This window comes from Actinosynnema sp. NPDC049800, from assembly GCF_040656635.1.
Taxonomy (GTDB): domain Bacteria; phylum Actinomycetota; class Actinomycetes; order Mycobacteriales; family Pseudonocardiaceae; genus Actinosynnema.
Map to the genome: position 1 here is coordinate 70,496 of NZ_JBFAMT010000030.1, position 24,546 is coordinate 95,041.

A 24,546-nucleotide genomic window follows, 5' to 3' on the forward strand; every position below is an offset into this window, starting at 1 on the left:
GAGCGGCTGCTCGCTTTCTCTCGGTCGGTGACTCTTGCCCGGTCCCGCCGGACGGGGCCGGATCAGAGGAAGTAGTTCCGGGGGTCCAACCCGAGCAGGACGCGGCCCTGCACCTCCAGGCTGGTGGTCGCGTTCAGCAGGCCGTGCTGGGCCATGCCCCGCACGTCGCGCTGGAACCGCTGGAGGGGGACGTTGCGCGCGATCACCGTGGCACCGCTGGCGCTGTAGAGCAGGTCCACGGCCTCCTTGGCCAGCTCGATGGCGAACGCGCTCTGGCCGCGGATGTCCGCGCGTTCCTCCCACGTGGGCTGCACGCCTTCGTCGGCGCGGCGCTGGACCAGGCCGACCATGCGGTCGAGCATCGCCTCGGCGGCGGTGATCTTGTTCGCCGCGGTGGCGACCTGGACGTGGGTCAGCGGGTGGTCGCTTTGGTCGGTCCAGCTCGAGTAGGAGATGCCGCGACCGTTCAGCCGGTCGACGAACAGCTCGTACGCGCCGCGCGCCATGCCGACGAACGCGGCGAGCGACTCGGCCAGCACCAACGGGTAGAGGCAGTAGTCGCGGCCGGTGGCGCCGGTGTTCGACCGGTCGTCCAGCGTCCCCAGCACGGCCTTCTCGGCGTCCGCGACCCGGTGCGCCGGGACGAAGACGTCCGTGGCGGTGCTGCTCACGCTGCCAGTGCCGCGTGCTGCCGACACGTCCCAGTCGTCGGCGAGGGTCATGTCCGACAGCGGCACCAGCGCCACGGACTCGCCCACCGGGCCGTCCGGGCCCTCCACGATGGCGGCCATCATGTTCCAGTCGGCGGCCTTGGCGCCGGTGTTGAACCGCCACGTGCCGCTGAGCCGGTAGCCGCCGTCGACCGGGGTCAGCGTGCCGCCCGGCGTGAACCCACCGGAGACGCGGACCGCGCCCGAGCCGTAGACCTCTTCCTGCGCCTTGTCCGGGAACAGCGACACCATCCACGCGGTGCTCACCCACACCATCGACACCCAGCCGGTGGAGGGGCACCCGCGCGCGATCTCGGCCAGCACCGCGGCCTTCTCGGCCAGCGGCAGGTCCAAGCCCCCGAACCGACTCGGCACGGCCATGGCGAAGACACCGGCCCGCCCCAGCAGGTCGATGTTCTCCTGGGGGATCCAGCCGTTCGCGTCCGCCTCCGCGCCGTTGGCGCGCAGTGTGGAAACGAGGTCCCGCACCGCTTCCAGAACCGCCGGACGGGCGGTGTCGGTCGTGGTCACCATGCCTCCTTCGCGCTTTCGCACGGGTATGACGGCGAGGTCGCCCGGCTTGGTCGCCGGCGCCGAACGCGTCCCACCCCCGGGCCGTTCACCGGCGGGTTGTCGACGCTTGCCGCCAAAGCTACCGAGGCACGTTGCGAAGGTGTCCAACACGCAATCACTGCGCGGTAACCCCGCAGGTCGCGCGACTCCCCGCGGAGGCGCTGACCAGCCGATGAGCAGCCGGTTACCGATCTCCGACCCGCCCGCGACCGTCGATGACCAAACGGTGGAGAATACTTTTCCCGCCATCTCGAACGAGTACCGCAGCGCTGCTTCACTGATGGTCATGACGACCAACAAACCCATCCTGGTGCTCGGTGGAACAGGCAAGACCGGAAAGCGGGTTGTCGCACGGCTCCGTGCCCGCGGGTTCACCGCGCGCGCCGCGAGCCGCAGCGGCGAGACGACCTTCGACTGGCACGACGAGAGCACCTGGGACGCGGCCCTCGACGGGGTCGGGGCCGTCTACATGGTCGACCTGGTCGACGAGGCGGTGGAGTGGAACCCGGCGGTCTCGGTGCGGTCGTTCTGCGAGAAGGCCGTCGCCACCGGCGTCGAGCGCGTGACCCTGCTCCAGGCCCGGACCGATGAGGAGGCGGGTGGCAAGTCGCTGACCGGCAGCGAGGACATCGTCCGCGCGTCCGGTCTCGAGTGGACCATCCTGCGGCCGACGTGGTTCACGCAGAACTTCGACGAGGGCGTGTTGCTCGACAGCATCATGGCCGGTCACCTGCGAGTGCCCGCGGGTGACGGCCTGGAGCCGTTCATCGACTGCGACGACATCGCCGAGGTCGCCGTGGCGTCGCTGACCCAGGAGGGTCACGCGGGCCAGGTCTACGAGCTGACCGGTCCCGAGGCGATCACCTTCGGCCAAGCGGTCGCGGAGATCGCCCGCGCCACCGGCCGCGAGATCCGCTACGAGGCCGTCACGCACGAGCAGTACGTCGACGACCTGGTCGCCGTCGGCGCACCGCGCGAGTACGCCCAGCTGCTGGCCGACCTGATCGGCCAGATCCGCGAGGGCAAGAACGCCCACCTGTCCGACGGTGTGCAGCGCGCTCTCGGTCGCGAACCGATCAGCTTCGCCGAGTACGCCAAGAACGCCGTCGCCAACGGCGCCTGGCAGGTGTGAGCCCGGCGGGCCGCACGTTCCCCACCGCGCCCGGCCTGCTCGTCGAACTCCTGCGCCAAGCGGGCCGGCCGGCAGACCGAGTACGCACAGGAAGGCAAGGCATGTCCGCGCACACCTCCCCGGTGCCGTCCCGCACGGTCGGCGGCGCCGTGGCGCCCGACGTCCTGCGTCGCGTCATGTCCCGGTTCGCCACCGGCGTGGTCGTGCTCACCGTCGGCGGTGAGCACCTCCGCGGCATGACGGCGAACGCGTTCGGCTCGGTGTCGCTGACACCCCCGCTCGTGCTGTGCTGCGTCGCGCAGTCCGCGGTGATGCACGGCGCGCTCACCGCCACCGGCGCGTTCGGGGTGTCGGTGATGGGCGCGGACCAGGAGCAGGTCGCCCGCCACTTCGCGGACAAGCGCCGACCGGACGGCCACGCGCAGTTCGATCCGCTCACCTGGCGTCCCGGACCCCGCACCGGGGCACCGCTGATCGGCGGCGCGCTGGCGTGGCTCGAGTGCGAGGTCAGCGCCGTCCACCCGGCGGGCGACCACTCGGTGATCGTCGGGACCGTGCTGGACGCCGAGACCGCCGCGGAGGGCTCCGGGCTGCTGTTCTTCGAGGGCGCGTTCCGGCGGGTGGCCCCCTTGGAGGCGTTCGGCGCCGGCTGACGACGGCACGGCCGTCGCACGGTCGGCGCCCCCGCCCAGCCGCCCGCACGTCGCAGTCCACTGAGGATCGGACCGCGCGCCGCCGGGCCAACGCGCGGTGGTGGCGTCCTCCGCCGGCCGGATATCGCTACAGTGGTCGCACAACCGGTTACCCGGAGTTGCGTTCCACCCCCGTCCCCGGTTACCCATGAGGAGCACAGATGAACGAGCCCGGCGCGGAGCCGGTCACCGACAGCCCGTACGCGGCGGTCGCCGAGCACGTCGCGCGGTACCTCGCCAGCGACGGGCGCGACGGTCACCTGGAAGCGGGTGTCCCGAACCTCGTCCTGACCACCACGGGACGCAAGAGCGGCAAGCTCCGCAGGACCGCCATGTTCTACACGAAGGACGGTGAGCGCTACGTCATCGTCGCCTCCCACATGAGCGGCGGCCCGAAGCACCCCGACTGGTACCTCAACCTGGTCGCCAACCCGGAGGTGCTCGTCCAGGTCGGTTCGGACAAGTTCACCGCGCGTGCGCGCACGGCGGACGCGGGGGAGAAGCCGCGGCTGTGGGCCCTGATGACGAAGCTGTGGCCCGCGTACGACACCTACCAGGCCACCGCGTCCAGGGATATCCCCGTGGTGGTCCTGGAGCGCGTTTAGCGACCGAGGGGGAACGTCCCGCAGGGGGGCGGACGGCAGCTGCCGTCCGCCCCCTGCGGCGTTCCCGGGAGGGAGCGGCTCTGAGTCGAAAGTGGACGGTCCATTACCGACGATGAGCGGCCGGTGGTCGGCACCTGGTTACGGTCTCGGGGTCCGGTGTGAGGACAGGGGGTCCGGGCATCGCGGCGTGATGTCCACCGTGGACTGACCGGTCCCACTTCGAGTACCTCAGGAGGAACGCGTGACCACCGCGCACTACGACACCATAGTCATCGGAGCCGGCTTCGCCGGCATAACCGCAGCGCGTGAACTCGGCTCGCAGGGCAAGCGCACACTGGTGCTGGAGGCCAAGGACCGGGTGGGTGGTCGCGCCTACACCGAGACGCTGGCCGGTCACCTCGTCGAGCTCGGCGGCGCGTGGGTCCACTGGACCCAGCCCCACGTGTGGACCGAGATCACCCGTTACGGCCTCGGCATCGTGCCCGACGAGAAGGCCGTGTTCGCCAACTTCCCCGGCGCCGACGGCCGGATGAAGACCTACCCGGGTGAGGAGGTCCTGGCGCGGCAGCAGGAGCTGCTGGAGCGGCTCTTCGCGGGCTGGGAGGAGTACTTCGAGCGTCCCCACGACCCGTGGTTCCGGGCGGAGAAGCTGGCCGAGGTCGACAAGCTCTCGCTCCGCGACCGCATCCTGGAGCTGGAGCTGTCGCCCGAGGACGAGAACCTGCTGTGGGGCTGGGCGTCGGGCGAGTCCGGTGGCCGCAGCTCCCGCGGCGCGCTGACCATGCCCGGCCACTGGTGGGCCATGGGCGGGCTCCAGCTGATCGGCTTCGACGCCATCTTCAACCTCCGGTTGGAGGTGGGCATGCAGAAGCTCGCGGAGCTGATGGCCTCCGACGTCGCCGGGAGCGAGTTACGGCTGAACACCGCGGTCAAGGCCGTGCACGCCGACGGCGCCGCGGTGACCGTGACGGCGGCGTCCGGCGAGGTCTTCACCGCGTCGACCGCCGTGGTGACGGTCCCGGTCAACGTGTGGAAGAACATCGAGTTCAGCCCGGCGCTGCCCGAGCCCCACCTGCGGGCCAGCACCGAGACCATCGGCGTGCCGAACGCGGTCAAGCTCGCACTGCACCTCCGCGGCGACTTCGAGGGCGCGTTCTACGCGCAGGGCGAAGAGGGCGCGGCGTTCATCGGGCTCTTCCCGCACCGCGTGCTGCCCGACGGCACCCACCTCGTCGTGGGCTTCTGCGTCGAGGAAGGGGTGGACGTCAACGACCGCAAGCAGGTCGAAGACGCCGTGCGCCACTTGGAGCCGCGGGCCGAGGTCATCGACTACAAGCTCCACGACTGGGGTCGCGACGAGTTCAGCGGGGGTGGCTGGGCCTACCGCCAGCCGGGCCAGCTCACCACCATGCACGAGATCCAGCGGCCGCAGGGCCGGGTGGCGTTCGCGTCGGGTGACATGGCCAACGGCTGGAGCGGCTGCGTCGACGGCGCGATCGAGTCCGGCATCGTGGCCGCCCGCCACGTCGCCGGCCTGCTCGGCCGGGACTGAGCAGCGGCTCCGGGACGACCGGTCCCGGAGTTGTGCTCCGCTGACCGGAAAGCGACGGTCCCGTCGGCGGCGGCTCGATCCCGGTCGCCTGGCGCTACGTACGCGAGGCGCGACAGTGCGCACTCCGCTCAAGCGCCACGCCCTCGACTGCCACGCGACCGGAAGGCGGTCGACCGGGCGCCCACACCGGGCCACCGCGATCACCGCAGCCGTCCTCGTCCTGCACCACGTCGGGACCCGCCGTCATCCACGATGAAAACCGCACACTGACCAATTGGTAAGTACTGACTTTTTTATCAGTAGTTGATCAATCGTCTGCCGCGTGTGATTCTTGCCCGAAGCACGCGCATCATTCGCTCAGCGGAGCTGAACAGGAGATTCCGCACATGTTCACTGGCAAGAGGGCCGTGATCACCGGTGGCACCCACGGGATGGGGCTGGCCATCGTGAAGGCGCTGCTCGCGGGTGGTGCCGAGGTGCTGACGACCGGCTACAACGAGCGCAACGTCGAGGCGGCGCAGCGCGAACTGGGGTCGAAGGCGCACGTGGTGCGCTCCGACACCACGGACCTGGCCGACATCGAGGTCCTGGCCAAGCTGGTCGAGGAGAAGTTGGGCACGGTCGACTACCTGCACATCAACGCCGGGTTCGCCGAGATCGAACCGTTCGACTCGGTCACCGAGGCCGGCTTCGACAAGACCTTCGCCATCAACACCAAGGGCGCCTTCTTCACCGTGCAGCGACTGCTGCCCTTGATCTCCGACGGCGGCGCTGTGGTCTTCACGACCGCGGTCGCGGACGGCACGGGTACCCCCGGCATGTCGACGTTCTCCGGCGCGAAGGCGGCGGTGCGGGCGTTCGCGCAGGTGCTCGCGGCCGAACTGCTGCCGAGGCGGATCCGGGTCAACGTGGTCAGCCCCGGGTTCATCAGGACCCCGACCATGGGTGTGGCCACCGCGAGCCCGGAGTACCGCGAGGAGTTCGAGACGGCGGGCGCGGCGCTGACCCCGCTCGGTCGCATCGGCACGCCGGAGGAGGTGGCGCAGGCATCGCTGTTCCTGGCGTTCGGCGCGACCTTCACCACCGGGATCGAGCTGCCGGTCGACGGCGGCATCGCCCAGGGTCTGGTCCCGCTCGGCGCCGAGTAAGCCCGGATCACAATACAAATTGCCGTGGAATGCCGGGCCTCACCAGTGGTCCGGTATCACGCGGCTGGACTCGCCGTGCGCGGGAAACAGGAACGACGATGGCGACGACAGTCACCTCATTCACCGAAATCCAGGGCAAATTCTTCGAGTACATCGCGGACATCAAGTACTGCACGATGATCACGGTGGACAAGAAGAACCGGCCCAGGGCCAGGGTTCTGCTGCCCATCTGGGAGGTGGTGGACGACCAGCCGGTGGGGTGGCTGGCCGCCTACAAGACGCCGGTGAAGGCGGCGCACCTGGCGCGCAACCCGCACGCCACCTTCTCGTACTGGTCCCCGCGCCAGAACGTGGTCCACATCGACACCGCGTCGACGTGGGTCGACGACCCGGAGGTCAAACGCGAGATCTGGGACCTGTACCGCAAGGGCTCGCCCGCCACCGTCGGGTACGACCCGATCAGGTACTGGCGAGGTGGCCCCGAAGACCCCGAGTACCACCTGCTCCGCATGGAGCCGTACCGGGTGCAGGTCGTCCGCGGGACGGACTTGTTCGCACGTATCTGGCAGTCGGACACCGCGTGACCGTCCCGCCGACGGCTCTGGTTCGAAGGTCGGCAGGCGACCCGACCAGCGGACGTCGCATCGAGAGCAGCAACACCGTGAACCACCGGAAGGACAAGTGATGTCAGGGGACAACCGCTCGGCCGCGGGCACCGCGGCGACGAACGAACCGGCGGGTGCCGTCGGCGCGGAGGAGGCCGTCGAGGCCCCGAAGAACCCGTTGCGCTGGAAGGCGCTCGTGGTGCTGTGCGCGGCCTTCTTCATGGTCCAGCTCGACGCGCAGATCGTCCTGTTGGCGCTGCCGTCGATGCAGGCCGAGATCGGCCTCACCGCCGCGGGCGCGCAGTGGGTCATGAGCTCCTACCTGCTGACCTTCGGTGGCTTGCTGCTGCTGGGCGGTCGCGCCGCCGACGTCTTCGGCCGGCGCCGCATGTTCGCCGTCGGCATGGCGCTCTTCCTGGTCGCCTCCCTGATCGCCGGTCTGGCCTGGGACCCCACCATCCTGATCGCGGCGCGGGTCGGCCAGGGCATCTCGGCCGCCATCATCTCGCCGACGGCGCTGTCCCTGGTGATGGTCACCTTCACCGACAAGACCGAACTGGGCAAGGCGCTGGCGATCTGGGCCGCCAACGGCGCCGCGGGCGCCATGGCCGCGCTGTTGATCGGTGGTCCGATCAACGACCTCCTCGGCTGGGAGTGGATCTTCTTCATCAACGTGCCGGTGGCGCTGCTGGTGCTGGCGTTGACCCCCAAGCTGCTGCCCGAGAGCAGGGTTGCGGACCAGGGCAAGGGCTTCGACCCGCTCGGCGCGCTCACGATCACCCTGGCGATGGTCGCCTTCATCTACGCCGTCGTGGAGACGCCGGTCGCGGGCTGGCTGAGCGGGCAGACCCTCGGCCTGCTGGCCGCGACCGTCGTGCTGTTCGGGTTGTTCGTCGTCATCGAGAAGCGGGTCTCCGCGCCGATGGTGCCGCTGAGCCTGTTCCGCAACCGCAACCTGGTCGGCGGCAACGTGGTCATGCTGCTCGTCGGCATGGTGACCTTCGGCGCGGTGCTGATCATCTCGCTGTACGCGCAGCAGGTGCTGGGCTACACCGCGCTCGCCTTCGGCGTCAGCACCGTCATCTACACGGTGATGTCGACGATCGGCTCCCAGATCGGCGCCCGGGTCGTCGCCAAGATCGGGTTCCGCACCCTGGCGGTGATCGCGATGGCCCTCATGGCGATCGGCACCCTGCTGCTGACCCAGGTCGACGTGGACGGCACCTACTTCGCCGACCTGTTCTGGGGCCTGCTGCTCTTCGGCCTCGGTCTGGGCATGGGCTTCGTCGGCGTCACGATCGCCGCGCTGGCCGACGTCCCGGGGGAGCACTCCGGTGTGGCCTCCGGCATCAACACCGCGGGCTTCCAGATGGGTGGCGCGCTCGGTGTCGCCGTGGCGACCTCGGTGGCGGTGACCTTCACCCGCGGTGGTGACCAGAAGGTGGCCCTGAACGAAGGCTTCCAGGCGGGCTTCTGGGCGATGACCTTCCTCGCCGTGGCCAGCCTCCTGGTCGGCCTGGTGCTGTTCAAGGCGCCGAAGCCCACCGCGACCGCCGAGAACTAGCGGCTCCCTCCCGTGCGCGGGTGTCCGGCTTCCCCCGGCTGCCCGCGCATTGGTCGCACGGGAGCGCCGACGGCGGCTCGCACGGTCGCCGCCGGCACGGATCGTCCGTGTCCCCTGATGGAGCCGTGCCGGCTCGTGGGCACTCGCTGGAGGCCGTTCCCGCGCAACCAAGGAGGCCGCCGACAATCCAGTCGGCGGCCTCCTCCGTGCGTGCGGGTCAGCCCGGCAGCAGCGCCATCCCGTCGGCTTTGCCCAGGATCGCGCACAACCCTCGCAGGGCTTGGCCGAACCGCTCGATCGCCTCGTCGGTGATACCCAGTGAGGGCTCCACCCGCAGGGTGTGCGCCGCGCTGGCGGTGGGGAAGACCCGGATGGCGTGCTCGCGCAGCAGGTACCCGGCCGCCACGTAGCCGATCAGGCCCGCACGGGCGTTGTCCCGCAGCACCTCCGAGGTCGACTCGGACAGGTCGTGGAACTCGATGCCCAGCATGAGGCCCTTGCCCCGGACCTGCGAGACGACGTCGGGGAACTCCGCGGCCACGGCGTCCAGCTCCGCGCGCAGCCGCGCCCCCCGCGCGACGGCCCGCTCGTACGCCGCGCCGCCGTCCGCCTCCAGCATCTCCACGACCTTGATGCCGATGTGGCAGGACAGCGCGTCCTTGGCGAACGTCGAGCTGTGCACCAGCTCGAAGTCGCTGCGGTAGCGGCTCTGCCGCACCAGCAGCGCCGCGGTCTTGGCGATGCCGCCGCCGAGGCCCTTGGCCAGCACGAAGTAGTCGCCGAGCAGACCGACGCCGGAGGCGGAGAACAGCCGCCCGGTGCGCCCCATGCCGCTCTGCACCTCGTCGACGACCACGGGGAAGCCCACGGCGTCGGCCGCGGCGCGGATCTCCGCCGCCGACTCCGGCGACAGCACGTGGATGCCGCCCTCACCCTGCACCGGCTCGACGAAGAACGCGCCGATCGCCGGGTACTCGCGCTCGACCAGTGTCACCTGCCCGTCGACCACGACCGGGGACGGCAGGACCGTGCGCTCCTCGGCCAGCACCTCGGCGAGCGCGCCCGGCTCGCCGACCGGGACGAACCTGGCCTGCGCGGCGAGCGCGCGGAACGGCGCCCGGTAACCCGCGTGGTGGGTGAGCTGCACGCTGCCCGCCAGCTTGCCGTGGAAGGAGCCCTCCAGCGTCAGGAAGACCGGGCCTCGGCCCAGGATCTCGCCGTGGCGGCGGCCGAGCTCGGCCACCAGGGCGTCGAAGTCCGAGCCCTCGGCCAGGCCGAGTCGGGCACGCGCCTCGGCGGACACGGTGGCCGTGCCGTCGGCGACTGCGGCGCGGGCGGTCGCGATGTCGGCCTCCACTGCCGCGTGCAGCTCGCCGACGCGGATCACCCGGTCCAGCTCGGCGTGCTTCATCGCCGTCTCGATGCCTTCGGCGCCGCTGTTGGCGAACACCGCCGAGTAGGGCTCGTCGATGCCGAACTCGCGGTGCAGCACCCGGTTCAGCGCGGCGGCCAGCTCGTTGGCGTAGGGGTGGTAGGAGAGCTGCGCGTGCAGGGGCACTCGCTTCGCCAGCAGATCACGCGCCAGCGCCACCAGTTCGGGGTGGTTGTGGCCGAACACCAGCGTGCCGTAGCCGCCGACCAGGTCCAGTACGGCGACCTCATCACCATTGTGGTCGCGGTAGTAGAGGGTGTCGCCCTCACCGCGCACGTACTCCCGGTCGAGGCCGAGGCCGGCGAGCAGCCTCCGCATGTGGGCCTCGGCGAGTTCCGGTTCCATCGTGGGAGCAGCCATGTGCCCTCTCCGTCGTGCTCGCTCGGGTCATCGCCGTCCGGGGCGGGGCGGGCGGACGATTACCCGCCGATGACCGCGTTGCGTGTGGTCGTCCTGTCTGCCCGGCCGGCGCCGGGGCCGGTGGACGCGTGCGGGCGGGGGAGGGCCCGAGCCCGCCCCCGCCGTCGCGCCCCGCGGTGTCGCTCGTGTCGCTCAGGCCTCGCCGAACGGGTTGTCCACGACGTAGCGCCAGCGCCCGTCCTCGCCCAGGCGCAGCACGTCCAGGCCGATACCGGTGTGGTGCTCGGCCTCGAAGCCCTGGCCCGCCGGGATGTCCAGCTCCCAGTCGACCACCAGCAGCGCGGTGTCGTCGGTGACGAAGGACTCGCGCAGCTCGGCCTTCATCGACGGCTTGCGGGCCAGGTAAGCGCGGAGGCCGTCCTCGTGTTCCTTGCCGCTGACCGGGTTGCCCGGCTCCCACACCGAGACCGCGTCCTCGGTGTAGAGGCCCAGCACGGCCTCGACCGCGCCGGAGTTCATCGCGCGCACGTAGGTCGCGGTCATCTCGCGGGGGTCCGTCACTGGGCCGATCTCGTCCACGATGCTCGTCATCTGCCGGTCTACTCCCTCGTCGGTGAGCTGTGCCGGGACCGCACTCCCGGTCGCGCCCAACGTAGCCAGGACTTCCCACTGCGAATCCACGCTCGGGTAACCGCCGCGCGCCGCGGTGGGCGAGCGGAACGGGTATGTCCTTTGTGGATGGTTCTCGGTCGACGCGCGGTCTGCGACCGGTAACCGGACGGTCATCACTCTTCCGAGTGCTGCCCAGCACCTCCCTCCGGCCCGCGGTCACCGTTGGTCCACGGGACGGGCAGGGACGGTGCACGTGCAGGTACGTGGAGCGATTGCCGAGCGGTGAGTGCGCGTTGGACCTTTGCGCCGGCAACGCCGTTATGGTCGATTTCGGGACGATCGCAGGAGCGGGTCCGTTGGTATTCGCCAACCTTCCACATTTCGCATGAAGAGGTGGCCGAGCGCGATGACGACACAGCACGACAGGGTTGCGGACGAGGCGATCGCCGTCGTCGGACTGTCCTGCCGGCTCCCGTCGGCGGCGGACCCGTCGGCTTTCTGGCGGTTGTTGACCAACGGTGGCAGTGCCATCACCGACGCTCCCGAGGGGCGGTGGGACGACCACCGCGGCGAAGGCGGCGGCGACATCCGCCGAGGTGGGTTCCTGGCCGAGCCGGACGCGTTCGACGCCCGGTTCTTCGGCATCTCGCCGCGCGAGGCGACGGCCATGGACCCCCGGCAGCGGTTGGTGCTCGAGCTGGCCTGGGAGGCGTTGGAGGACGCGGGCATACGACCGGCAACCCTGAGCGGCAGCCGCACCTCGGTGTTCGTCGGCACGCTGCGCGACGACTACGCGGGGCTGCTCGGAGACCAGGCGATCACGCGACACTCCCTGCCCGGCCTCAACCGGGGTGTCATCGCCAACCGCGTCTCCTACTTCCTGGGGCTGCGCGGTCCAAGCCTCACCGTGGACTCGGCCCAGTCGTCGTCGCTCGTCGCCGTGCACCTGGCAGTCCGCAGCATCCTGTCCGGCGAGTCCGACGCGGCGCTGGTGGCCGGCGTCCACCTCAACCTGTCCACCGAGGGCGCCATCGCCACCGAGCGGTTCCGCGGGCTGTCCCCGGACGGCACCGCCTACGTCTTCGACGCGCGCGCCAACGGTTTCGTGCGAGGCGAGGGCGGCGGTGTCGTCGTGCTCAAGCCGCTGGCGAAGGCCCTCGCGGACGGCGACCGCGTGCACGGCGTCATCCTGGGCACCGCGGTGAACAACGACGGCGCGACGCCCGGCCTCACCGTGCCCGGCCGCAGCGCCCAGGAACAGGTCCTGCGCGAGGCGTGGCAGCGCGCCGGGGTGACCGCGGACGACGTCCAGTACGTCGAGGCGCACGGCGCCGGCACCCCCGTCGGCGACCCGATCGAGGCCGCCGCCCTGGGTGCGGCGCTCGGCGCGGACCGCACCTCGCCGCTGCGCATCGGCTCGGCCAAGACCAACGTCGGCCACCTGGAGGGCGCGGCGGGCATCGTCGGCCTGCTCAAGGTGCTGCTGGCGCTGCGCCACCGGGAGCTGCCGCCGAGCCTCAACTTCGAGCACCCCAACCCGGACATCGACTTCGCCGCGCTCAACCTGGCCGTGCAGCGCGAACTCACGCCGTGGCCACACCCGGAGCGCACCCTCGTCGCCGGCGTCAGCTCGTTCGGCGTGGGCGGCACCAACGGGCACGTCGTGGTCGCCGAGGCGCCGGTCACCGCCGCGAACGACGACAAGGGCACCCGCTCCGTGCTGCCGTGGGTGCTCTCGGCCCGGTCGCCGGAGGCTCTGCGGGCACAGGCCGAACGGCTGCGCGCAGCCGCCGTCGACCTCCATCCCCTCGACGTGGCGCACTCGCTGGCGGCCACCCGCACCGCGTTCGACCACCGCGCCGTCGTGCTCGGCAGGGACCGCGAAGCGCTGCTCGCGTCCCTGGACCAGGTCGCCGCCGGCCTGCCGTCCGCCGACGTGGTCGTCGACGAGGCACAGGACGGCCCGCTCGCCGTGGTGTTCACCGGACAGGGTGCGCAGCGCGTGGGCATGGGCCTGGAGCTGTACGCCGAACTCCCGGCGTTCGCCGCCGCCTTCGACGAGATCTGCTCCCACGTCGACCCGCTGCTGGGTCGCGAGCTGCGCGAGGTGATCGCCTCCGGCGAGGGCCTCGACCGGACCGAGTACACGCAGCCCGCCCTTTTCGCCGTGGAGGTCGCGCTCTTCCGGTTGGTCGAGTCGTGGGGCGTGCGGCCGGCCGTCGTGGCCGGCCACTCGGTCGGCGAGTTGGCCGCCGCGCACGTCGCCGGGGTGCTGTCCCTGTCGGACGCGGCCAAGCTCGTCGTCAGCCGCGGCGCCCTGATGCAGGCGCTGCCCGAGGGCGGCGCGATGGTCGCCGTGGAGGCCTCCGAGGCCGAGGTGCTGCCGTACGTGGTGGACGGCCTCTCCATCGCCGGGATCAACGGACCCCGCGCGGTCGTGCTCTCCGGCGACGAGGAGATCGCGCTCGCCGTCGCCGCCCGATTCGCCGGGCAGGGGCGCAAGACCAAGCACCTGAAGATCAGCCTCGCGTCGCACTCCGAGCGCGTGGAGCCGATACTGGACGAGTTCCTCGCCGTCGCGTCCACGCTCACCTACCACGAGCCCGCCCTCGACCTCGTCTCCACGGTCACCGGCGACGCCGGGGCCGACTGGACCGCACCGGGGTACTGGGTCGACAACCTGCGCCGTCCGGTGCGCTTCCTCGACGCGGCCCGGACGCTGGAGACGCGGGGCGTGCGCACCGTGCTGGAGCTGGGCCCGGACGGCGTGCTGTCCGGCATGGTCGCCGACTCGGTGCTCGACCCGACCGCGGTTCGCGCCGTGTCCGCGCTGCGCAAGGGCCGCCCCGAGGTGAAGTCGCTGCTGACCGCCCTCGCCGCCGTGCACGTGCGCGGCGGCGCCGTCGACTGGGTGGCGGCGCACGTCGGCCTCGGGGCGGAGCGGGTGGACCTGCCGACCTACGCGTTCCAACGGGAGCGGTATTGGCCGGACACCACCCGTGCGCCCGCCGTGACCGCGTCGCCGGCCGGCACCGCGACGACGGCCCCCGTGCCGGCGCCGCGCACCCCGGTCGACCGCGACCTCGCCGCGTTGGTCCTCGCGCACGTCGCCGCCGTCCTCGGGCACGACGACCACCGGCAGGTGGACCCGCGGAGCACGTTCGGCGACCTCGGCTTCGACTCGCTGACGGGCGTCGAGTTGCGGGACGCGCTGGCCGCGGCCACCGGACGGCGACTGCCCGGCGGCGTGCTGTTCGACCACCCGACCCCGGCCGCGCTGATCGAGTTCCTGACCGGTGACGGTGAGCACGACGACGAGGTCGCCGCCACCGACGCGGACGAGCCGATCGCCATCGTCGGCATCGCGTGCCGCTACCCCGGCGGCATCGCGGGGCCCGAGGACCTGTGGCGGCTCGTCGAGTCCGGCGGCGACGCGATCTCCGCGTTCCCGACCGACCGCGCCTGGGACGAGGACCTGTTCGACGCCGACGCGAGCCGCGGCGGCAAGAGCTACGTCCGCAGCGGCGGGTTCCTGCACGACGCGGCCTCCTTCGACGCCGGGTTCTTCGGGATCTCCCCGCGCGAGGCGCTCGGCATGGACCCGCAGCAGCGCCTGCTGCTGGAGGCGACCTGGGAGGGCTTGGAGCGCGCGGGCGTGGATCCGGCCGCGCTGCGCGGCTCCCGCACCGGCGTGTTCGTCGGCGCGACCACGATGGACTACGGCCCGCGCATGCACGAGGCCGCCGAAGGCGTGGACGGCTACCTCCTCACCGGCACCTCGCCGAGCGTGATGTCGGGCCGCATCGCCTACCAGTTGGGCCTGGTGGGCCCGGCGCTCACGGTGGACACGGCCTGTTCGTCGTCGCTCGTGGCGCTGCACCTGGCGGTGCGGTCGCTGCGCTCGGGCGAGTCGACGCTGGCCATCGCGGGCGGCGTGGCGGTGATGTCCAACCCGGGCATGTTCGTCGAGTTCTCCCGGCAGCGGGGCCTGGCCCCGGACGGCCGGTGCAAGTCCTTCGCCGCCTCCGCCGACGGCACCGCCTGGTCGGAGGGGGTGGGCGTGCTCGTCGTCGAGCGGCTGTCCGACGCCCACCGCAACGGGCACCCGGTGCTGGGCATCATCCGCGGCACGGCGATCAACCAGGACGGCGCGTCCAACGGCCTGACCGCGCCCAACGGCCGGTCGCAGCGCCGCGTCATCCGCCAGGCGCTGGCCGACGCGGGGCTGCGTCCGTCCGATGTGGATGCCGTCGAGGCGCACGGCACGGGCACCGCGCTGGGCGACCCGATCGAGGCCGAGGCGTTGCTGGCGGCCTACGGGCAGGAGCGGGAGACGCCGCTGTACCTGGGTTCGTTGAAGTCGAACATCGGTCACGCGCAGGCGGCGGCGGGTGTGGGTGGGGTGATCAAGATGGTGGAGGCGATGCGGCACGGTGTGCTTCCCCGCACGCTGCACGTGGACGAGCCGACGCCGCACGTCGACTGGTCGTCGGGCTCGGTGGAGCTGCTCACCGAGGCCCGTGAGTGGCCCGAGGTCGACCGGCCCCGGCGGGCCGCCGTGTCGTCCTTCGGCATCAGCGGCACCAACGCGCACGTCATCGTCGAGCAGGCGCCCGCCGAGGACGAGCCGGTCGCCCAGCCGGTGACCGCGCCGGTGCCGTGGGTGGTCTCCGGCCTGGACCGCGCCGCGCTGCGCGCCCAGGCCGGGCGACTCCGGTCCTTCCTCGCCGAGCGCCCGGAACTGTCCTCGGCCGCCGTCGGCCGAGCCCTGGCCGCCCGGACCGCGCTGCCCGAGCGCGCCGTGGTGCTCGGCCAGGACCGGGACGACCTGCTGGCCGGGCTGGACGCGGTGCGCGACGGCGCCGACGCGCCCGGCGTGGTGATCGGCACGGCGGGTCGGGGCAAGACGGCGTTCCTGTTCACCGGCCAGGGCGCGCAGCGTCTCGGCATGGGCCGCGAGCTGCACGAGACGTCGTCCGTGTTCGCCGCCGCCCTGGACGAGGTGTTCGCCGCCTTCGACCCCCACCTGGACCGGCCGCTGCGCGAGCTGGTCTTCGGCGAGGGCGACGAGCTGCACGAGACCCGCTACACGCAGCCCGCGCTGTTCGCCGTCGAGGTGGCGCTGTACCGGCTGGCCGAGCACCACGGCCTCGTCCCCGATCTGGTGGCGGGCCACTCGATCGGCGAGCTGACCGCCGCGCACGTGGCGGGCGTGCTGTCCCTGGACGACGCGGCCAAGCTGGTCGCCGCCCGCGGCCGGCTGATGCACCAGGCGCGCGCCGGCGGCGTGATGATCGCGGTCGAGGCGACCGCGGAAGAGGCCGCGGAGTCCGTGGCCGGGCACGAGGACCGGGCCGCCGTCGCCGCCGTCAACGGGCCGTCCGCCGTGGTGCTCGCCGGTGACGCCGAGGTGGTCGAGGCCATCGTCGCGACGTGGCGGGAACGCGGCCGGCGCACCCGCGCGCTGCGCGTCAGCCACGCGTTCCACTCGCCCCACATGGACGACGTGCTCGACGAGTTCCGCGCCGTCGCCGAGACCGTCGAGTACCGCGAGCCGGTCGTCCCGATCGTCGCCGGGAGCACCGGCGACCTCACCGACGTGGGCTCGGCGGACTACTGGGTCCGGCACCTCCGCGGCACGGTGCGGTTCCTCGACGTCGTCCGGTTCCTGGAGGCCGAGGGGGCGGCGGTGTTCGTCGAGATCGGTCCCGACCCGGTGCTGACGGCGATGGCGCGGGAATCGGCCGTGGGCGAGGTGGTCGCCGTGTCGCTGCTGCGGTCCGGCCGGTCCGAGCAGGAGACGTTCCGGGCGGGCCTGGCCACCGCGTTCGCCAACGGCGCGCCGGTCGCACCCGGGACGTTCTTCGGCCCTGCGCCGCACGTCGAGCTGCCGACCTACGCGTTCCAGCGCAGCCGCTACTGGCTCGCCACCACCCCGCGCCGCGCCGACTCCGGCCACCCGTTGCTCACCGGGTCCGTGGACCTCGCCGACCGTGACGAGGTCGTGCTCACCGGCCGCATCTCCGCCCGCGAGCACCCCTGGCTGGTCGACCACCGGATCAGCGGGTCGGTGCTCCTGCCCGGTACCGCGTTCCTGGAGCTGGCGCTGGCCGCCGGTGAGCGGGTCGGCGCGGGCCGGGTCGAGGAGCTGGTCCTGGAGGCGCCGCTGCAGCTCGACGAGCCGGTGACCGTACAAGTGGCGCTGGGGGAGGACACCGCCGCGGGCCGGCCGTTCACCGTGCACTCGCGCGTCGACGGCGCCTCCGACTGGGTCCGGCACGCCTCGGGCCACCTCGCCGCGGGCGAGCAGGTGGCGGGGGAAGACCTGCTCGACTGGCCGCCCGCCGGCGCGCAGGAGCAGCCGCTGGACGACGTCTACGACCGGCTCGCCGAACTGGGCTACGAGTACGGCCCGGCATTCCAGGGACTGACCGCGTGGTGGCGCGACGGCACGGACCTGCTGGCCGAAGTGCGGCTGCCCGTCGAGGGACCCCGGTTGAGCCTGCACCCGGCGCTGCTGGACGCCGTGCTGCACCCGCTGGTGTTGGTCGCCGCCGGGCGCGGCGCGGCCGGCGAGATCCGGCTGCCCTACTCGTGGGGCAACGTCACCCTGCACACCGCCGGGGCGACCGCCCTGCGGGCCAGGCTGTCCCCGACCGGGCCGGACACCGTCGCCATCACCCTCACCGACTCCGCCGGCGCGGCCGTCGCGACGGTCGGCGAGCTCGCGCTGCGGCCGGTGGCCCGGGACAAGGTGGGCGGGGTCGACCCGGTGTACGCGCTGACCTGGCCGCGCGTCGAGCGGCCCGCGCCGGGCGACGTCGCCGACCTCGACGTGGTGGTGCTGCCCGCAGGGGGTCCGGACGCCGCCGCCGCGCACGACGCCACCCACCGCGTCGCGGCGGCCGTGCGGGAGTGGATGGCGCGGCAGGACGCGCGCGACCGCCTGGTGCTCGTCACGCGCGGCGCGGTGGCCGTGCGGCCGGACGAGGGCGTCGCCGATCTGGCCAACGCCCCGGTGTGGGGCTTCGGCCGCGTGGTGCAGGCGGAGCACCCCGGCCGGGTCGTGCTGCTGGACGTCCCCGTCGACGAGGATCCAGACCGCTGGCTGCCGCTGGTGGCGGGTTCGGCCGAGCCGCAGCTGGCCGTGCGCGACGGCGGACTGCACGCCCCGCGCCTGACCCGTGCCTCGACCACCGCCGCGCCCGCCCTCGACCCCGGCGGCACGGTGCTGATCACCGGCGGCACCGGCGGCCTCGGCGCGCTGTTCGCGCGCCACCTCGTCACCACGCACGGCGCCCGCCGCCTCGTGCTCACCAGCCGACGGGGTCCCGCGACGCCCGGTGTCGACCGACTCGTCGCCGACCTGACCGCCCGCGGCGCGAGCGTGGAGGTGGTGGCGGCCGACGCGGCGGACCCGGTGGCGATGGGCGGGTTGCTGGCCGGCATCCCCGCCGCCCACCCGCTCACCGCGGTCGTGCACACGGCGGGCGTACTGGCCGACGGCACCGTGGAGCAGCTCACCGCCGAGCGGATCGACCGGGTGCTCACGCCCAAGGTCGACGCGGCCCACCTCCTGCACGAGCTGACGAAGGACCGGCCGCTCGCCGCGTTCGTGCTGTTCTCCTCCATTTCCGGCGTCGTCGGCATGGCGGGCCAGGCCAACTACGCCGCCGCCAACACCTACCTCGACGCCCTCGCCGGGCACCGTCGCTCCCTCGGCCTGGCCGCCACCTCGTTGGCCTGGGGCCTGTGGGCCGGCACGGGCGGCACGGGCGGCATGGGCGGCACGCTCACCGAGTCCGACGTGGCCCGGTGGACGCGGCTGGGTGTCGTGCCGCTGACCCCGGAGCAGGGCACCGCCCTGTTCGACGCGGCACTGGCCACCGGCGAGGCCTTGCTGGTGCCGGCTCGACTGGACCTGGCCGCGCTGCGCGAGGACCCGCCCGCCGTGGCGCGCGCCCTGGTGCCCGCCCGCTCGAGGAAGGCCGCGAAGGCGGAGTCGAACTGGACCCGGCGGATCGCGGCGCTGCCCGAGGCCGAGCGAGCCGGCGCGGTGCTGGACCTGGTCCGCTCACTCAGCGCGGCGGCCGTGGGCCACGCGGACGCGGCCGGCATCGACCCGGCCAAGGCGTTCCGCGAGCAGGGCTTCGACTCGCTGGCCGGCGTGGAGCTGCGCAACAAGCTCATCGCCGCGACCGGGTTGCGGCTGTCCACCACGGTGGTGTTCGACCACCCGTCCCCCTCCGCGCTCGCCGCGCACGTGCAGCAGCACGTGGCGGGTGCGAGCGCGGTCGCGGTGCGGGCCACCAGGCAGGTCCGGACCGACGAGCCGATCGCCATCGTGGGCATGGCTTGCCGGTACCCGGGCGGCGTGCGGTCGCCGGGGGACCTGTGGCGGCTCGTCGCCGACGGCGTGGACGCCGTCAGCGGGTTCCCGACCAACCGCGGCTGGGACGTCGACGCGCTCTACGACCCCGACCCGGAGCGGACCGGCACCTCCTACACGCGGCACGGTGGGTTCCTGCACGACGCGGACAAGTTCGACGCCGACTTCTTCGCCATGTCGCCGCGCGAGGCCACGGCCACCGACCCGCAGCAGCGGCTGCTGCTGGAGACCGCCTGGGAGACCTTCGAGTCCGCCGCCATCGACCCGGAAACGCTGCGCGGTTCCCGCACCGGTGTGTACGCGGGCGTGATGTACGACGACTACGCCTCGCGGCTGCCCGCCGTGCCCGCCGAGTTCGAGGGCCTCGTGTTGGCGGGCAACCTGTCCAGCGTCGTCTCCGGCCGGCTGTCCTACGCCTACGGCCTGGAGGGGCCCTCGGTCACTGTGGACACGGCGTGCTCGTCGTCGTTGGTGGCGATGCACCTGGCGGCCAAGGCGCTGCGCGACGGCGAGGCCGACTTGGCGTTGGCGGGCGGCGTGACCGTGATGGCCGGGCCCAGCACGTTCGTCGGGTTCTCGCGGTTGGGTGGTTTGTCGGTTGACGGTAGGTGTCGTTCGTTCTCGGCTGGTGCGTCTGGTACGGGTTGGTCGGAGGGTGTGGGTCTGCTGTTGTTGGAGCGGTTGTCGGATGCGCGTCGCAACGGGCACCAGGTGTTGGCGGTGGTGCGTGGCAGTGCGGTGAATCAGGATGGTGCGTCGAATGGTTTGACTGCTCCGAATGGTCCGGCGCAGGAGCGGGTGATTCGTGCCGCGTTGGAGGGTGCGGGTCTGGGTCCGTCCGATGTGGACGTGGTGGAGGCGCACGGGACGGGTACGCGGTTGGGTGATCCGATCGAGGCGCAGGCGCTGCTGGCCACCTACGGCGAGGACCGGAAGACCCCGCTGTACCTGGGATCGTTGAAGTCCAACATCGGTCACGCCCAGGCGGCGGCGGGTGTCGGCGGCGTGATCAAGATGGTCGAGGCGATGCGGCACGGCGTGCTGCCCCGCACCCTGCACGTCGACGAGCCGACGCCGCACGTCGACTGGTCGTCGGGCTCGGTCGAGTTGCTCACCGAGGCCAGGCCGTGGCCGGAGACCGGTCGCCCGCGCCGGGCGGGCGTGTCCTCGTTCGGCATCAGCGGCACCAACGCGCACGTTGTCATCGAGCAGCCGCCAACCGAGCCCGTGCCCGAGCGGGAGCCGGTCGACGGGCCGGTGGCGTGGGTGCTGTCCGCCAAGGACGAGGCTGGCCTGCGGGCGCAGGCCGCGGCGTTGCGCGAGTTCGCCGCGGCGGCTGCGGCCCCGGAGCCGGTGGACGTCGGCTTCTCGCTGGCCACCGGCCGGGCGGTGCTGGAGCACCGGGCCGCGGTCGTCGGCGACCGGGACGGCCTGCTGCGCGCGCTGGACGTGCTCGCCCGGGGCGAAGTGTCCCCGGCGGTGCTGCGCGGCGACGGACCGCGGCCCGGGAAGATCGCGTTCCTGTTCACCGGCCAGGGCAGCCAGCGGCTCGGCATGGGCCGCGAGCTGTACGAGACCTCGCCGGTGTTCGCCGCCGCGCTCGACGCCGTGTGCGAGCACCTGGACCCGGTCCTGGCCCGCCCGCTCAAGGACGTGCTGTTCGCGCCGGTGGACTCGGCGGACTCGGCGCTGCTGGACCAGACGTCGTTCGCCCAGGCCGCGCTGTTCGCCGTCGAGGTGGCGCTGTTCCGGTTGCTGGAGCACTGGGGCGTGCGCCCGGACTACCTGCTCGGCCACTCCATCGGCGAGGTGATCGCCGCCCACGTGGCGGGCGTGCTCGACCTGGCCGACGCCGCGAAGCTGGTCGCCGCCCGGGGCCGCCTCATGCAGGCCGCCCGCGACGGCGGGGCGATGGTCGCCCTCCAAGCGGGCGAGGAGGAGGTGCTCGCCTCGCTGGCCGGGCGTGACGGCACCGCGGTCGTCGCCGCGGTCAACGGCCCCTCGGCCACGGTGATCTCCGGCGACGAGGACGCCGTGGAGGAGGTCTCGGCGGGCTGGCGGGCCGCGGGCCGCAGGGTCAAGCGCCTGCCGGTGAGCCACGCGTTCCACTCCCCGCACATGGACGACGTGCTCGACGAGTTCCGCGCCGCGATCGCGGACCTGACTTTCCACGAGCCGCGCATCCCGGTCGTGTCCAACCTGACCGGGGCGCTCGCGACCACCGGGCAGCTCACGTCGCCCGACCACTGGGTCCGGCACGTGCGCGCCGCGGTGCGGTTCTCCGACGGCGTGCGGTTCCTGGAGGCCGAGGGCGTCACCGACTACCTGGAGGTCGGACCGGACGGCGTGCTGTCCGCACTGGTCCGCGAGACCGTCACCGGCCCGGTGGGCGCACTGGTCCCGGTGCTGCGCTCGGGCCGCCCGGAGGGCCTGACCGCGCTGACCGCGATCACCGCGCTGCACGTGCGCGGTCGTGCGGCCGACCCGGCGCGGCTGTTCCCCGGCGGCCGGCGGGTCGACCTGCCCACCTACCCGTTCCGGGGCGAGCGCTACTGGTTGGAAGCCCCGGCCGCGGCGGGCGACGCCACCGACCTCGGCCTGACCGGCGCGGAACACCCCTTGCTGGGCGCGGTGGTCGGACTGGCCGGCCGGGACGAGGTGGTGTTCACCGCGCGGCTGTCCCGCCGCACCCACCCGTGGCTGGCGGACCACGTCGTGCGCGGCTCGGTCCTGGTGCCCGGCACCGGGTTCGTCGAGATGCTGTTGCGAGCGGGCGAGCAGGTCGGGTGCCACGAGGTGGAGGACCTGACCCTGGCCGCGCCGCTGCCGCTGCCCGGGCGCGGCGGCGTGTGGGTGCAACTGGTGGTCGGCGCGCCCGACGCCGCCGGCCGCCGGGAGGCGCGGGTCCACTCACGGGTGGACGACGACGAGTTGTGGACCGCGCACGCGACCGCCGTGCTCGCCCCGGCCTCCGAACCGGTGGTAGAGGGCTTGGCGCAGTGGCCGCCCGCCGCGGACGAGGTGAACCTCGACGGCGTCTACGACCGCCTCCGCGAGCACGGCTACGACTACGGGCCGGCTTTCCGAGGCCTGCGCCGGGTGTGGCGGGGCGAGGGCGAACTGTTCGCCGAGGTCGGGCCCGCCCGGGACCGCCACGGTGACGCGTTCGTCCTGCACCCCGCCTCGCTGGACGCCGCGTTGCACACCCTGCTGCCCGGTGTCGCGGCCGAGGCCACCCCGGCGTGGCTGCCCTTCGCCTGGAGCGGCGTGCGGGTGGCCGCCTCGGGCACGTCGGCGCTGCGGGTGCGACTGTCGATCACCGCGTCCGCCGAGGACTCGCAGACCGTGTCGCTGGTGGTGGCCGACGGTGTCGGCGCGCCGGTCGCGGCGGTCGACTCGCTGGTGCTGCGCCCGGTGTCGGGCGTGGCGCGGGCCGCCGACGGCCTGTTCGTGTCCCGATGGGTTCCCGTGCCGGACGCGACCGCGGGCGCGGGGATGACCGTCGAGCGGGTGCCGTCCGGCACCCCGGGCGAGGTCGTGCACGGCCTGCTGGCCACCCTGCGGCGGTGGTTGGCCGAGCAGTCCGGGCAACTGGCGGTGGTGCTGCGGTCCGACGACCTGTCCCACGCGGCGGCGCGTGGCCTGGTGCGGACCGCCCAGACCGAGCACCCCGGCCGCTTCGTGCTGGTCGAGATCGACGACGACCCGCGCTCGGCGGCGCTGCTGGACACGGCGCTGCGCACCGGTGAGCCTCAGGTGGCCGTCCGTGCCGGCGATGTGGTCGTGCCGCGGGTGGTGCGGGCGGCCGGCGACCCGGGACGAGCTCCGGACTGGCGCCGGGGAACGGTGTTGATCACCGGTGGCACCGGTGCGCTGGGCGCGGTACTGGCCCGGCACCTCGTGGTCGAGCACGGGGCCACCGACCTGGTGCTGCTCAGCAGGCGCGGTCCGGCGGCACCCGGCGCGGAGCGGCTGGCAGCCGAGCTGACCTCGCTCGGCGCGGCGGTCGACGTGGTGGCGTGCGACGTCACCGACCGGGACTCCCTCGCGGCGGCCATCGGAAGCCGGCGGTTGGGCGCCGTCGTGCACACCGCCGGGCTCACCGACGACGGCGTGCTCACCGCCCTGGAGGCGGTGCAGGTCGACCGGGTGCTGCGGCCGAAGGTGGACGCGGCCTGGCACCTGCACGAGCTGACCCGCGACCACGACCTGTCCGCGTTCGTCGTGTACTCGTCGGTCGCCGGCCTGCTGGGCACGGCGGGGCAGGCCAACTACGCCGCCGCCAACACCTGGCTCGACGGCTTGGCCGAGCACCGACGCGCGCTGGGCCTGCCCGGCACGTCGCTGGCGTGGGGCCTGTGGGCGGAGGCCAGCGAGCTGAGCGGCCATCTGTCCGAAGTGGACCGACGTCGCCTCGCCCGGTCGGGCCTGAAGCCGCTGGGCAATGCCGAGGCGATGGCGCTGTTCGACGCCGCGCTCGCGTCGTCCGAGCCGGTGCTGGCGGTGACCAGGCTGGACACCGCGGCCCTGCGCGCCTTGGGTGACGAGCAGCCCGTGCTGCTTCGTGGCCTGGTACGGGCGCCGCGGCAGCGGACCGCCGCCTCGACCGCGACCGGCGGCGAACCCGCGCTGCCGCAGCGCCTGGCCGGCCTGGACCGGGTCGAGCGGCTGCGGGTGCTGACGGACCTCGTGCGGTCCAGGGTCGCCGCGGTGCTCGGCCACGCCGACGCGAGCGCGGTCGACCCGGACCGCGCGTTCCAGGAGTTGGGCTTCGACTCGCTGACGGCGGTCGAGCTGCGCAACCAGGTCGCCTCGGCGTCCGGGCTGCGGCTGCCCACCACGCTCGTGTTCGACTACCCGTCACCCGCCGCGCTGGCCGACCACCTGCACAGCCGGCTCGGGGTCGACGACGAGCCCGACGTGCTGGCCGACCTCGACCGGCTGCGCATCGCGCTGCGCTCGGCCGGCGACGACGCGGAGCGCTCCGGCGCCATCGCCGACCGGTTGCGCGAGCTGCTCGACCTCGTCGCGGGCCACCCGCGCGACGAGGAGACGGACGACCTGGACGTGGCCAGCGACGAGGACCTCTTCGCGCTGGTCGACGACTTCGACTGAGTATTCCGCCCGGACACGACCGGCCCGGACACGACTGGGGAGCGAGAACACGTGGCT

11 protein-coding genes are annotated in these 24,546 nt (G+C 73.0%); 8 read left to right on the plus strand and 3 right to left on the minus strand.

Annotation, left to right across the window (positions count from 1 at the left end):
- Positions 1-62: 62 nt before the first annotated feature.
- Positions 63-1,241: an acyl-CoA dehydrogenase family protein gene (locus AB0I91_RS28295; protein WP_498773361.1), complete on the minus strand. Its 1,179-nt coding sequence runs from the start codon at positions 1,239-1,241 to the stop codon at positions 63-65.
- Positions 1,242-1,569: 328 nt separating this feature from the next.
- Here AB0I91_RS28295 and AB0I91_RS28300 point away from each other — a divergent pair, with 328 nt between their 5' ends.
- The 7 genes from AB0I91_RS28300 (at position 1,570) to AB0I91_RS28330 (ending at position 8,581) form a co-directional block, all read left to right on the plus strand.
- Positions 1,570-2,415 carry an NAD(P)H-binding protein gene (locus AB0I91_RS28300; RefSeq protein WP_498773363.1) on the plus strand — a complete coding sequence of 282 codons (846 nt, stop codon included), beginning with the start codon at positions 1,570-1,572 and terminating at the stop codon, positions 2,413-2,415.
- A gap of 101 nt (positions 2,416-2,516) precedes the next feature.
- Entirely contained in the window at positions 2,517-3,068 is a 552-nt protein-coding gene (locus tag AB0I91_RS28305; protein WP_498773365.1) for a flavin reductase family protein, read from the plus strand.
- 200 nt (positions 3,069-3,268) lie between these two features.
- Entirely contained in the window at positions 3,269-3,712 is a 444-nt protein-coding gene (locus AB0I91_RS28310) for a nitroreductase family deazaflavin-dependent oxidoreductase (RefSeq protein ID WP_498773367.1), read from the plus strand.
- Between the two features lie 241 nt (positions 3,713-3,953).
- Positions 3,954-5,264 (plus strand): flavin monoamine oxidase family protein, encoded by a 1,311-nt coding sequence (locus AB0I91_RS28315; protein WP_498773369.1) that lies wholly within the window; start codon positions 3,954-3,956, stop codon positions 5,262-5,264.
- 386 nt (positions 5,265-5,650) lie between these two features.
- Positions 5,651-6,412 carry an SDR family oxidoreductase gene (locus AB0I91_RS28320; RefSeq protein WP_498773371.1) on the plus strand — a complete coding sequence of 254 codons (762 nt, stop codon included), beginning with the start codon at positions 5,651-5,653 and terminating at the stop codon, positions 6,410-6,412.
- A 98-nt stretch (positions 6,413-6,510) separates the two neighbouring features.
- The gene (locus tag AB0I91_RS28325; RefSeq protein WP_499639640.1) at positions 6,511-6,996 is read left to right on the plus strand and encodes a pyridoxamine 5'-phosphate oxidase family protein; all 486 of its coding nucleotides are present in this window, start codon (positions 6,511-6,513) and stop codon (positions 6,994-6,996) included.
- Between the two features lie 100 nt (positions 6,997-7,096).
- Entirely contained in the window at positions 7,097-8,581 is a 1,485-nt protein-coding gene (locus AB0I91_RS28330) for an MFS transporter (RefSeq protein ID WP_498773375.1), read from the plus strand.
- Between the two features lie 217 nt (positions 8,582-8,798).
- Here AB0I91_RS28330 and AB0I91_RS28335 read toward each other — a convergent pair whose 3' ends face one another.
- Together AB0I91_RS28335 and AB0I91_RS28340 are read right to left on the minus strand one after the other, a co-directional pair.
- Positions 8,799-10,373 (minus strand): aspartate aminotransferase family protein, encoded by a 1,575-nt coding sequence (locus AB0I91_RS28335; protein ID WP_499613109.1) that lies wholly within the window; start codon positions 10,371-10,373, stop codon positions 8,799-8,801.
- Positions 10,374-10,565: 192 nt separating this feature from the next.
- Complete coding sequence (locus AB0I91_RS28340) at positions 10,566-10,964, minus strand: YybH family protein (RefSeq protein WP_498773379.1); 399 nt, start codon at positions 10,962-10,964, stop codon at positions 10,566-10,568.
- Positions 10,965-11,391: 427 nt separating this feature from the next.
- Here AB0I91_RS28340 and AB0I91_RS28345 point away from each other — a divergent pair, with 427 nt between their 5' ends.
- Positions 11,392-24,489 carry an SDR family NAD(P)-dependent oxidoreductase gene (locus AB0I91_RS28345; RefSeq protein ID WP_499639642.1) on the plus strand — a complete coding sequence of 4,366 codons (13,098 nt, stop codon included), beginning with the start codon at positions 11,392-11,394 and terminating at the stop codon, positions 24,487-24,489.
- Positions 24,490-24,546: the final 57 nt, after the last annotated feature.

What these genes read in the sequence shown, in the direction of transcription:
- AB0I91_RS28300 (WP_498773363.1), top strand. Translation starts at nt 1,570, where the DNA reads ATGACGACCAACAAACCCATCCTGGTGCTCGGTGGAACAGGCAAGACC.
- AB0I91_RS28305 (WP_498773365.1), top strand. Translation starts at nt 2,517, where the DNA reads ATGTCCGCGCACACCTCCCCGGTGCCGTCCCGCACGGTCGGCGGCGCC.
- AB0I91_RS28310 (WP_498773367.1), top strand. Translation starts at nt 3,269, where the DNA reads ATGAACGAGCCCGGCGCGGAGCCGGTCACCGACAGCCCGTACGCGGCG.
- AB0I91_RS28320 (WP_498773371.1), top strand. Translation starts at nt 5,651, where the DNA reads ATGTTCACTGGCAAGAGGGCCGTGATCACCGGTGGCACCCACGGGATG.
- AB0I91_RS28325 (WP_499639640.1), top strand. Translation starts at nt 6,511, where the DNA reads ATGGCGACGACAGTCACCTCATTCACCGAAATCCAGGGCAAATTCTTC.
- AB0I91_RS28330 (WP_498773375.1), top strand. Translation starts at nt 7,097, where the DNA reads ATGTCAGGGGACAACCGCTCGGCCGCGGGCACCGCGGCGACGAACGAA.
- AB0I91_RS28335 (WP_499613109.1), bottom strand. Translation starts at nt 10,373, where the DNA reads ATGGCTGCTCCCACGATGGAACCGGAACTCGCCGAGGCCCACATGCGG.
- AB0I91_RS28340 (WP_498773379.1), bottom strand. Translation starts at nt 10,964, where the DNA reads ATGACGAGCATCGTGGACGAGATCGGCCCAGTGACGGACCCCCGCGAG.
- AB0I91_RS28345 (WP_499639642.1), top strand. Translation starts at nt 11,392, where the DNA reads ATGACGACACAGCACGACAGGGTTGCGGACGAGGCGATCGCCGTCGTC.